This window comes from Flaviflexus huanghaiensis, from assembly GCF_014118685.1.
In the GTDB taxonomy this organism is placed as follows: Bacteria; Actinomycetota; Actinomycetes; order Actinomycetales; family Actinomycetaceae; genus Flaviflexus; species Flaviflexus huanghaiensis.
In genome coordinates, this window is record NZ_JACFAK010000013.1 from 65,151 (window position 1) to 75,110 (window position 9,960).

The following is a 9,960-nucleotide window of genomic DNA, read 5'->3' on the forward strand; positions in this document are numbered from 1 at the left end:
GGTGAGGCTGACGAAAGCGCTCGTGCGCCGCCCATCTCCCAACCACCAGAACGGGCTCCTCACCCACCTAACTCGGCAGGAAACCGACCCTGTTCTTGCCCTCGCGCAGTGGGAGGACTACTGCGACATTCTCCGGGACCACGCCGAGGTCATCGAAGTAGAGCCTGCCCCGCAATACGCCGATTCTGTCTACATCGAAGACACGGCCGTCGTCTACGGGAACACGGCCGTCATGACACGTCTGCGCTACCCGTCCCGCCAGCCGGAGCAATCGGCGGTTGCCGACACACTCACGCATATGGGGATGGACATGAAGGGGCTGGCCGACTGGGCCTACCTCGAGGGCGGTGATGTCCTGAAGTTTGGCGACACGATCTGGGTCGGTCTGTCGACCCGATCGGACACGGATGGCGCTACGTGGCTAGGCAAGGCTCTGGCGGGCTATGCGCCGACGATCATTCCTGTTCCTGTTCAACATGCGCTGCACCTCAAGTCCGCGATAACGGCCCTGCCCGACGGTAGCTTCCTCGCCCACCCGGATTACGCCCCGCCGGAGTCGTACTTCCCGGGATATCGCGTCGCGCCGGAGTTTGAAGGCTCCCAGGTTGTCCTCCTCGGGGACAACAAGGTTCTCATGTCATCCTCTGCCCCGAAGACCGAGGCAATGCTCAAAGCCGAAGGCTTCGACGTCATGACGACACCGATGACGGAATTCGAGAAGACGGAAGGTTGCGTGACCTGCCTGTCGATCAGGATTCGCGAATGAGTGTCGACAACCACGATTTCGATGGCGAATCGGATTGGAGAATCCGCGCCGCCGTGGGCTAATCTTGAGAAGTCGCGAAAGCGAACGGGCTGTGGCGCAGTTTGGTAGCGCACTTGACTGGGGGTCAAGTGCGGTAACGACTCGGTACGGCTCGAAAATAGAACAACGGGATGTGGCGCAGCTTGGTAGCGCACTTGACTGGGGGTCAAGGGGTCGCAGGTTCAAATCCTGTCATCCCGACAGAAAAGCCCAGGTGAGAGCATATTTCTCACCTGGGCTTCGTCGTTTCTCCTGTCCTTTTCGGAGGGGTTTATGGAAGCATCCGACCGCGGGTGCTGACGCCTTCCGGGACGCGTCGATTGCGGCCGTTGCGACGAGCCGGGACCTGGCCGGGACCTGGAGCCCATTCTGGGCCGCGATCGGCAGCCTTGTCATCGCCGAGGTGCCGTCGCTCGACTGGACGTAGCGGGGCTGTCGCGGTCGGGGTTCTCGTGTCCGTCGAGGAACGCGTTGGCGCGTGCGGCAGCGTCGGTGAGGTGCCTGGTGTCGGGGTGGAGGTACCCGCGGGTCGTCTCGATCGATTTGTGACCGAGGATGCCTTGAAGGACATGGAGCGGGATGCCTGCGTCAGCGAGCCAAGTCGCCCCCGTGTGGCGGAGCCCGTGCCGGGTGAGGCTCGGTAGCTCGAGCTCGGTGACGAGCTGGTCCCACTTCGTCGCATCCCGTACCGATGCTGTGGTGAGCACGCCACCGCGAGGGCCAGTCAGTAGCCGCTCGTCGGGTTCGCGGTCGTGGGTGAGGCGTTCCAGCACGGGGGTGAGGGCTTGCAGGATGGGGACGTGGCGGATGTCGCGGCCCTTGGTTTGTTTGGTGACGAGGCCGCCTGCGCCGGGGTAAGTTTGGCGGCGGATCGTGACGATGCGTTGATCCCAGTCAATGTCGCCGACTTGGAGGCCTGAGATCTCGGAGCCTCGCGCGGCGAGGAGAGCGCCGAGCATCACGAAATCGGAATAGCTCTGATGCACCTCCCCACACCGATCGGCCAACGTCGTGAGGGTCGCGAGGCCTTTGAGCGCGTGCACGCGTGGCGAGAGGTCGTTCTCTTTGAGGTTGAGGGCCGATTTCCCGAGAGAACGCCGAGATCGGTTGCGTGCGGGATTGCTGGGCAGGAGGTCATCGCGGACGGCTTCATCGAGAACGCGGACGAGGGGCGCGATGGTGTTCTTGATCGTTGACGCGGAGTGCTGGGTCTCCCATTGATCGATGGTGCGATCGATCATCCCAGCCGTGATCTGCGACAACGGCAAATGTCCCAGCGCGGGGAGCACGCGGAGGCGGAGACCGAGCTTGTAGCCGTCGACGGTGGAGGTGGGATCAAGGCCACGCTGCCACCGGTCTCCGATCATCTCGACGTAGTCGGAGAGCAGGATGCGTTTGTCGATGCCGAGCTCGGCGGAGGCTTGCAGGTACTGGAAGAACTCGTCCGCTGCTTCCTCGTCGGGGACGATGAGTGCGCGGGTGACGCGTTTGCGGGTGTGTGGGTCGATCCAGCGAGCGCGGGCGCGGATCCCGGAGGCGCGGTGTTCAAGATCGGTGGTGACTTTCACCCCGATCGGTGGCACCGGGAGTGGCGCGGTGGGTTCAGGCGTGCTCATCGGTATCGAGGGAGGTGAGCCATTGTTCGACCTGTTCGATGCGGTACCTCGTCACACCGCCGATCCGGATGAACGGCGGCCCCTTCTTCTCTGCCCGCCACCTCGACAGCGTCGATTCCGATACCCGCAGGAACGCCGCGATCTCCCTGCTGTCCCGCAGCGGTGAAACAAGGACGTCGCTGGTTTGCTCGGTCATGACTGTTCGCTCCAATCGATGTTCACGATCTCCCGGATCGTCGCGTCCTGTTCCGCAGTCCTCGCTTTAACTTGTTCTTCGACGAACGCCAGGAAATCCTTCGTCCGCTCAGTCACCGGCACCTCTGCCGTGGAGGGTTCGGTCCAGCCTTCTGATTCGCCTCCCGGCCACACGGTGATGCGGGTAGGACGGTCACGGTCCAGGCGTGTCCCGGAGATCGTGACCCAGTCGCGGAGACGTTCGCGGGCGATAGCGAAGTCGTGGTGCCAGGCGAGGGCCTGGTTGCCTTTGGCTTGTGGGTCGAAGCAGAACAGCCAGTGTTGCCTGAGCGCTGACAACTCCCACAAGAGTTCGGTGTGGCGGTGCCACATCGGAGGGATCACTTGTGCGGGGAGGCCGTAGGTGTGGCGGAGCCAGTTGACCCATCCGTTGAGTTCAAGGAGTTCGTGTTCGAGGTCGCCGGGTGGGAGGGTGCGCCAGTTGATCGGGCGTGGCACCTGCCCAAGCGCTGCCGCGAGGTCGCTGACGTAGGCCTGCTTCGCGAACTCGCGCGTCTTCTCCTCCACACCGAGCGGGAGATCACTGAAATCCGTGCCATCGACGTCCGGCTCTGGCACACCTTGGGGTGGTTGCTCACTGTTCATCACATACTCCTGAGTGAAAGACGCGCCGCTGCTGCGGCACGCGAGAACGAAGAGGGGTGGGTGCGGCGACCTGGCGGAGGTGTGAGGGTGGCCGCCGCACCCGGCTTGCATCGCCGCACCTGTTAGCGGGCGACGGCCTCGCGCTTCACCGAGCTCGCACCGCTTGCGGCGGGAGGTTCAGGATCCAGGTCTGCTTCACGCTGCGCGAGCACCTGCTGCACCTGCTCTCGGCCAGGGGCCTCCTGTCGCGGTGTCTCGCGTTCGGGTGCGCCGCGGTCAACGGTGTAGCGGGTGATGTTGTTGTCGTGCCCGATCCGGGACGCGATGAACTGTTCCCGCTCGGCCCCGTCGTCGCCGGTGTAGGTGCGGGTCTCACCTTCTGCGATGAAGTTGTCGCCCTTGCGGAATTGCTCGTGCGCGAGTTCGGCTGATCGCCGGAACATCACCAGGTCGGTGAATTCCGGGTCGAGCTGCGTGAACGTACCGTCCTGTTTGAAGCGGGCCTGGGGCTGCCCGACACGCATGTAGACGCGGGCGTCACCGTTGCTGGTGAACGTCAGCTCCGGATCGGTAGCGACGAACCCTGCGAGGGACTCTTTGGTGCGGATGGTCATCAGCGGGTACTCCTATCGGTTCTGGCTTCGGTATGTCGAGGCATTGGATAGGTGCGGAGCACGTTCTCCCGAATGTCAGTTGCATCCGGGATAATCAGGAGACGGGCAATGGTCCCGAAATGACGAGCAAAGGAGCAGTCATGGCTAAAGGCGACATCTCGACCTATAACGAAGACGGCGTATGGAAGTCGAAGGTGGAGGGCAGCAGTCGTGCAGCCCACGCGGGCGGTACGAAAGCAGAGCAGCAGGCTGTCGGGCGACAGATGGCACAGGACCGCGGGGTCGAACACACAATCCGCAAGATGGACGGCACCATCGGGGAGAAGAATTCCTACGGCAACGACCCGCATCCGCCCAGGGGCTAATCAGCGTCACCCAGCTTCCGAAGCGCCCGTTCCACCGCACTGCGGTCCGTGCGGAGCCGTGTCGCGTCAGGTCGTGCAGGCCACGGTCGCAGCTTGGTGATGATGGGGCGTGCGGTGCGGAGCATCACGACACCGGTCCCGAACGGCAGCGTCCGCAGCACGTCGGGCGGGAGGATCGGGATCCGGCGGATCGAGCGCTGGCTGGAGTGTGCCCCGTACGCGTCGGTGGTGACGGAGTCGGTGGTTTCGTCGCGGTCACCGATGAGGGTGGCGAGGTCTTGGAGGTCGCGACTGTTGGAGGCTCCGCCGAGGATGATCTTCACGATCGAGGCATCCCAGATCGCGTTCGCTTGGTTCTCGCCCCACCTCTCGCGTGCTTGAGCGAGTGACTGCAGTACCGGCAGGGGGGTGATGCCGGTGCCGCCGCCTTCTGCCATCAACGTTGGCAGTGATGGGAGCGGGGCAAGGTTCCCAATCTCATCCAAAGCCAGCAGCAGCGGTGGATCCATGCGTGCGCCCGGTGAACGGGCAGCGATTTTCCTCGCGGTCTCGACGAGATCTTCGATGAACGCCGCCACCAGCGCAGACGACGCACCCGCCCCAGCACCGGTAGCAAGAAGGTAGAGCGTCCCGTCCCCGATAAGGAACGTCTCAGGGTCGAACTCTTCACCCGGCGCAGGACTGACGGCGTCGAGGACTCGGGGGTCAGCAAGGGCGGAGAACGCGAGGGACACGCCTTGCCAGATCGAGTCGCGGGTGCGGGGGTCTGCCTGCACCATCGCATCCAGCGAGTCCGCCCACCCCTCCGCAGCGCCCGCATGCGAAGAGAGGATGCGGACGGCGTCTGCTGCAAGGGTGGGGTTGAGAGCCCACTGGTACAGGGTCTTCGCGTCGCGTCCGTCGAGGGCCGCAGCGTGGAGGAGGCCTTGGATTGCGGCGGTGGTTTTGCCTTCCCAGAAGCCCGCGTCTTGGACACCACCGAATCCCGTCGCGGTGGCAAGGCCCTTCGCTCGGATCATCGCCGTCAACGGATCCTGACAGCCCCGCACCGGCGACCACCGCATCCCCGCAGGCAGACCGGGAGCGAGGTGTTGCGGGTCGAACACTGCCACCGGCCCTTTCCGCTCCCTGGCTTTCAGGGTCGCGGTGAGGTTGTCGGGACGGGTGCTGGTGGTGATGACGGCACCGGGGGCGTCGAGGACCGCGTTGATCACCACATGCAGGCCCTTCCCTGAACGGGGCGGGCCGATGAGAAGGATTGAGTCCTCGACCGTCGCCCACACTTGCCCGCCTTTCGCCGTCCCGAGCAGATACCCGACTTCCTCTGGCCTGGCCTTCTCGGTGAGCGACGGGCGCAGTGTGGCGGCTTTCTTCACCAGTGCTTTCGCGGAGGCGACCTGTGCGACTTCCCCCGCGGTTGCTGTTCCCGCGAGCCGGTGCGGATCTGTTTTCGACCGGGAGCGGTAGATCGCCCGCGCAACGAAGAGCCCTGCCGCACCCAGCACGCCAAGGAACACGACCACGACGAGCCAGTAGAGAACCGGGTTGAGCCCCTCAGCTTCGAGCGCCGCCCCAGGATCCGTGGGGTGTGCGAGGACGGCGAGCCCGGTGGTGAACCCACTAGCAGGCTCCGGCAGACCGGTCAGAAACGCAGTGACCGAGCCTGCGATACGCAGGAGCCCAGTGAACGCGGCCGCAGCGACGAGCGCACCGAGGGCAAGGTTGATGAAAAGGTCGTTGGCGGGTTTCGCCTGCACAGGACCAGACATGGCAGATGGCCTTCCTGACCCCACCACACAGGGCGGGGTCAGGAGAACAGGTACGCGCGCGCCTGATCAGTCGACAGACTGTATCGACGTCGTCCCTGAGATCCGGCCGAGCAAAACGACCTCGCCATCGAGTGCACGCTTCTCGCCCCGATCGATCAGGGCACGGGCTTTCCCTGTGTGGTCCGCGGAGGCGTGCCGCAGGATGATCGCCACCGCGACGTCTTCACCAGGGACAAACCCCTCGGCGGTGAACTCCATCAGGCTCGGCACCGCGACCGGAGCTTCGGCAGGTTCGGGTGGCGCGAACGGTGAGCGCGGTGCGGGTGGGGTGAGGATGTCTGCGTGCGCGCGGCCGTCGAGTTCTCGCACTTCGACCCGTGTCGGTGATGCGAACCGGGCGACGAGCTCCGTGACCGTCGCAGTGATCTCGTCGCGGGTGATCGGGGTCGCGGCGAGCCTGTCGCCGTTCACGGTGACGACGAGACTCGTGTCGGAGACGGCTTCGAGGAGGATCTGTGGCAACACCGCAGGAACCACCACCCGCGGAACGCTCTCAGTGGAGGCTGGGGTGTCGGGTGTGCGTGCGCGAAGGCGTCGTCGAAGGTTCATGCCAGGAAGGTGCGACCGGGCCCCGACCGTGCCGCATCTCCACGATCGACGGGGTCCTGGGTGACGGCGTCTGCCCGCTCAGCCAACTGATACGTGGTCTCCGCCCAGTTCTCGGTCACCTGCAGAAGCTGCTCGTAGTTGTCAGAGGCGATCTCACCCTCAGCGACGGTCACCCATGGATACGAACCATCCGTGCTCGGCACGTGGACTTCAGATTCCCACGACCAGGAGGTCGGGACGCGTTCGTCGTCTTGCCAATCAGTGCCCGTGTAGAGCTCCGTGACGGCGAACCGTGACCCGTGCCCCTCGAGCGGATAGAACACATAGTGTCCGGCACCGAACGTGAGTGGGTCTTCGAACGCCAGGAACACGTGCTTGTTGTAGGTGCTGCCGAGGGCGTGCATTCCGTCGTGCAACGCCATCATGTTCCGCGACAGCTCCTCTTCGGAGAGCCGCCCCGGTGCGCCCACCACCTCCGGGGAACTCTGCTGCGACTCGAAGTCCTCATCCGGCGTCATGACGACGTCTCCGCGTTGTCGGTCCCCGGGCGAGATTTGGCGGTCTGCGTCATGCGCTGGGTCGTGTCGAAGGCCCGGAGTTCCTCGGGATGTAGCTGGTGCTGAACGACGTAGGAGGATTCTTTGATCCGCCAGAGCCCCTGTCCGGTGCCAAGCGACGGGAGAAGTTTCTGTTCAGTGCCGGTAAGTCCGAGGGTCTTGCCGGTGGTTCCGATCTGGTCGGATTCTTGCCGGTAGATGATCCGTGATTCCGCGTTCGCCAGCAGACTGTTGGCGAGGGATCGCATGGCAGAGCCCTGATCGCCGACGTTGTCGAGGTCGGTGAGCTTGTGGAAGATGAGTAGATTCGCGATCCCGTAATGTCGGGCGAGCCGCCAATGCGCATCCATCCGCTTCAACAGGGCAGGGTGTGACATGAGTCGCCATGCCTCGTCATAGACAACCCACCGCTGACCGCCGTTCGGATCAAGCAGCGCGGATTCCATCCACGCCGACGAGCACGTCATCAGCACCGAGATCAGGGTCGAGTTCTCCACCACCCGTGACAAGTCGAGGGTGATCATCGGCAACGTCGGGTCGAACGTCACCGTCGATGGCCCGTCAAAGAGACCAGCGAGATCACCGGAGACGAGGCGACGCAACGCATGCCCAACCATGCGGCCGTCTTCTGCGAGCCGCTCATCATCACCGCTGTCAGGGCGGAGGATACGGTCGACAACCATCGGGAGGATAGGAACCGACGCAGACGACACCACCGCCCGCAGCGCAATATCGATCACCGTGTGCTCCAACGGAGACAACGACCGCTCCAACACGGTCTCGGCCAGCGCACCGATCAGATCCCGACGACGCGACGCGACCGTGGACGCCCACTCACTGTCGGAAAGCCCTGCGGGACGGTACCCCTCATCGAGCGGATTCAGACGATTCTTCAACCCATGCCCGAGAACAATCGCCTTCCCACCGACAGCCTCAGCGACCGCGGTATGTTCCCCTTTCGGATCGCCGGGGACATACACGCGCCTGCCGAAGGGGATCGACCTGGTGTACAGGCTCTTCGCGAGCGATGACTTCCCGGAACCGACGATGCCCGCGAGCACAAGGTTCGGGGCTGTGATGATGCCCCGCTGATAGAGCACCCACGGGTCATACACGAACGACCCGCCGGAGTACATGTCTTGCCCGACGAACACCCCCTGCGACCCGAGCCCTCCTTCAGCCAGGAACGGGTACGCACCCTGCAACGCAGCGGACGTGTCCTGATGCGCAGGCACCCGGAACCGCCGATACGAACGCAACCCCGCAGGCCCCGGCTCGCCGCTCCTGGGAAGATGGCTCGTGGAGCGCGCCTCCTCACGCTCCGCCGCAAGCTTCGCTTTCTCCGTTGCACGCTGCTCAGCATGATCGCGGGCGATGACCTGGCGGGCCGCGCGTTCGCGTGCCTTGCGGTGTTTGCGGCCCGTGCCGTCTTCGACCAGGACGGTGGAGTAGAGCTTCTTCTGCGTGTTCTGACGTGCCATCATGGTGCCTCTCCAATCTGCTTGAAGACAGGTACGTCAGAGGCAGATGGGAGAATGGAGAGCATGCCGGGAGTCGATGGTCAAGTTCAGTGGGACAGGTTGGACCAACCCACCTTTGACCGCTTTGTCGAGCCTTTGATTACTCGGCTGCACCTCACAGATGACCCCGAGCTTCAGGTCGACGTCATTGACGGGCGCGGAGGCGATGGAGGCATTGACATCGATGTTCGCAAGGGCTCGAAGCTCTTGCATATTTACCAGCTCAAGTTTTTCCCAGAAGGATTCTCAGGAGGGTGGGCACGCTCTCGAAAACCACAGATTAAGCGATCATTCTCCGCAGCAGTCAAGCTCTCCCCGAAGCAGTGGACCCTCATTATTCCTCGGAATCCGACTGTAGGCGAGCGAGATTACATCCACAGCCTCAACAAGGTGACGAAGCTCCGCATCTCAATCATGGGGAGAGCACGACTTGATGAGCTAATGGCTCGCTTCCCGGACCTTCTCCACTGGGCAACCAGAGAACCGCTAATTGATGCTCTCAAGAAGATCCACCTCGATCGACACGCTCTTGACGGCGCAGACGAGTACCAAAAGGCGATCGAAGATATCCAGGAACTCGCAGATGCTAGAAGTCCGAACTGGCGTGCCGGGCACACTCTCGTCAACGGTCAGTACATCGAGACTCTAGAGCCCAAGCATCCTCTTGCCCAGCAGCGAGAGCCAGTAGGCCTCGAGAGCCTGCGGATCGAGATCCCGATTCATGAAGAGGAGCTTGCTGACCGCGCCGACCGTGTACTCCGATATGGCGACAACGAGACCCTTACTCTGACCTCTGAATATCTGAAAGACGTAAAGTTCCACGCGCCGAGCTGGTCCCAACTATCCCTGCCTTCAGATACAGCTCGACTGATGATTCCTCCATCAAAGCCACTGCTCGATGATGTGCCAGTCGAGTTCCAAGTAGTTGATGACGAGGACGTGGTTATCCGGTCATACGCGGGGCGTACAACGCACTTCGGCAAGGGGTACGGAGGAGCAACCCTTCGCGCTACTATCAACGGCGGCATCGACGTCTCACTTTTCTTCGACCTCCCAAAGTCCGAACGCGACAATCTACAAGGAACGTTCACATTCACCCACAAGTACGGAGGCATACCAGCCTCAGAAGCGGTGATTGCCCTCTTTGCCAGGCTGGTTGTGAGTCATTCATGATCAGCGAGGGAGTTGGCGGGTATGTCGATCAGTCCGGGGTTCACGGCGGAGCAGATACGTGAGTTCGTGCATCGGTACGAGCTGACACCGTA

The 9,960-nt window shown here is 63.1% G+C and carries 11 protein-coding genes and 1 tRNA gene; 4 read left to right on the forward strand and 8 right to left on the reverse strand.

Annotation, left to right across the window (positions count from 1 at the left end):
- Position 1 precedes the first annotated feature (1 nt).
- On the forward strand, positions 2-766 hold the full coding sequence (locus tag H7E91_RS09560; protein ID WP_182354870.1) for an arginine deiminase family protein: 765 nt from the start codon (positions 2-4) through the stop codon (positions 764-766).
- A 166-nt stretch (positions 767-932) separates the two neighbouring features.
- Positions 933-1,006, forward strand: a tRNA-Pro gene (locus H7E91_RS09565).
- Positions 1,007-1,197: 191 nt separating this feature from the next.
- Here H7E91_RS09565 and H7E91_RS09570 read toward each other — a convergent pair.
- The 4 genes from H7E91_RS09570 to H7E91_RS09585 form a co-directional block, all read right to left on the reverse strand.
- Positions 1,198-2,421, reverse strand: coding sequence for a tyrosine-type recombinase/integrase (locus H7E91_RS09570; RefSeq protein WP_182354871.1), 1,224 nt, complete (start codon positions 2,419-2,421; stop codon positions 1,198-1,200).
- A complete protein-coding gene (locus H7E91_RS09575; protein WP_059062910.1) occupies positions 2,408-2,617 on the reverse strand; it encodes a helix-turn-helix transcriptional regulator in 210 nt (69 codons plus the stop codon). Before H7E91_RS09575 ends, H7E91_RS09570 begins: the two co-directional genes overlap by 14 nt.
- Positions 2,614-3,261 carry a hypothetical protein gene (locus tag H7E91_RS09580; protein ID WP_182354872.1) on the reverse strand — a complete coding sequence of 216 codons (648 nt, stop codon included), beginning with the start codon at positions 3,259-3,261 and terminating at the stop codon, positions 2,614-2,616. The genes H7E91_RS09575 and H7E91_RS09580 overlap by 4 nt, the downstream gene beginning before the upstream one ends.
- Positions 3,262-3,383: 122 nt before the next feature.
- Positions 3,384-3,875 carry a single-stranded DNA-binding protein gene (locus H7E91_RS09585; protein ID WP_182354873.1) on the reverse strand — a complete coding sequence of 164 codons (492 nt, stop codon included), beginning with the start codon at positions 3,873-3,875 and terminating at the stop codon, positions 3,384-3,386.
- Between the two features lie 140 nt (positions 3,876-4,015).
- Between H7E91_RS09585 and H7E91_RS09590 the strand changes: the two genes are divergently transcribed.
- Positions 4,016-4,240 (forward strand): DUF2188 domain-containing protein, encoded by a 225-nt coding sequence (locus tag H7E91_RS09590; RefSeq protein ID WP_059062908.1) that lies wholly within the window; start codon positions 4,016-4,018, stop codon positions 4,238-4,240.
- On the opposite strand, the gene H7E91_RS09595 is transcribed toward H7E91_RS09590, so the two are convergent.
- From H7E91_RS09595 to H7E91_RS09610, 4 genes are all read right to left on the reverse strand, one after another.
- Positions 4,237-6,009 carry a type IV secretory system conjugative DNA transfer family protein gene (locus tag H7E91_RS09595; RefSeq protein ID WP_182354874.1) on the reverse strand — a complete coding sequence of 591 codons (1,773 nt, stop codon included), beginning with the start codon at positions 6,007-6,009 and terminating at the stop codon, positions 4,237-4,239. The genes H7E91_RS09590 and H7E91_RS09595 overlap by 4 nt on opposite strands.
- A 66-nt stretch (positions 6,010-6,075) precedes the next feature.
- Complete coding sequence (locus H7E91_RS09600) at positions 6,076-6,618, reverse strand: hypothetical protein (RefSeq protein ID WP_182354875.1); 543 nt, start codon at positions 6,616-6,618, stop codon at positions 6,076-6,078.
- Positions 6,615-7,136, reverse strand: coding sequence for a hypothetical protein (locus tag H7E91_RS09605; protein WP_182354876.1), 522 nt, complete (start codon positions 7,134-7,136; stop codon positions 6,615-6,617). Before H7E91_RS09605 ends, H7E91_RS09600 begins: the two co-directional genes overlap by 4 nt.
- Complete coding sequence (locus tag H7E91_RS09610; protein ID WP_182354877.1) at positions 7,133-8,659, reverse strand: ATP-binding protein; 1,527 nt, start codon at positions 8,657-8,659, stop codon at positions 7,133-7,135. The genes H7E91_RS09605 and H7E91_RS09610 overlap by 4 nt, the downstream gene beginning before the upstream one ends.
- A 60-nt stretch (positions 8,660-8,719) precedes the next feature.
- Between H7E91_RS09610 and H7E91_RS09615 the strand changes: the two genes are divergently transcribed.
- Entirely contained in the window at positions 8,720-9,868 is a 1,149-nt protein-coding gene (locus H7E91_RS09615; RefSeq protein WP_182354878.1) for a hypothetical protein, read from the forward strand.
- Positions 9,869-9,960: the final 92 nt, after the last annotated feature.

What these genes read in the sequence shown, in the direction of transcription:
- H7E91_RS09605 (WP_182354876.1), bottom strand. Translation starts at nt 7,136, where the DNA reads ATGACGCCGGATGAGGACTTCGAGTCGCAGCAGAGTTCCCCGGAGGTG.
- H7E91_RS09610 (WP_182354877.1), bottom strand. Translation starts at nt 8,659, where the DNA reads ATGATGGCACGTCAGAACACGCAGAAGAAGCTCTACTCCACCGTCCTG.
- H7E91_RS09575 (WP_059062910.1), bottom strand. Translation starts at nt 2,617, where the DNA reads ATGACCGAGCAAACCAGCGACGTCCTTGTTTCACCGCTGCGGGACAGC.
- H7E91_RS09580 (WP_182354872.1), bottom strand. Translation starts at nt 3,261, where the DNA reads ATGAACAGTGAGCAACCACCCCAAGGTGTGCCAGAGCCGGACGTCGAT.
- H7E91_RS09570 (WP_182354871.1), bottom strand. Translation starts at nt 2,421, where the DNA reads ATGAGCACGCCTGAACCCACCGCGCCACTCCCGGTGCCACCGATCGGG.
- H7E91_RS09600 (WP_182354875.1), bottom strand. Translation starts at nt 6,618, where the DNA reads ATGAACCTTCGACGACGCCTTCGCGCACGCACACCCGACACCCCAGCC.
- H7E91_RS09590 (WP_059062908.1), top strand. Translation starts at nt 4,016, where the DNA reads ATGGCTAAAGGCGACATCTCGACCTATAACGAAGACGGCGTATGGAAG.
- H7E91_RS09585 (WP_182354873.1), bottom strand. Translation starts at nt 3,875, where the DNA reads ATGACCATCCGCACCAAAGAGTCCCTCGCAGGGTTCGTCGCTACCGAT.
- H7E91_RS09595 (WP_182354874.1), bottom strand. Translation starts at nt 6,009, where the DNA reads ATGTCTGGTCCTGTGCAGGCGAAACCCGCCAACGACCTTTTCATCAAC.
- H7E91_RS09615 (WP_182354878.1), top strand. Translation starts at nt 8,720, where the DNA reads ATGCCGGGAGTCGATGGTCAAGTTCAGTGGGACAGGTTGGACCAACCC.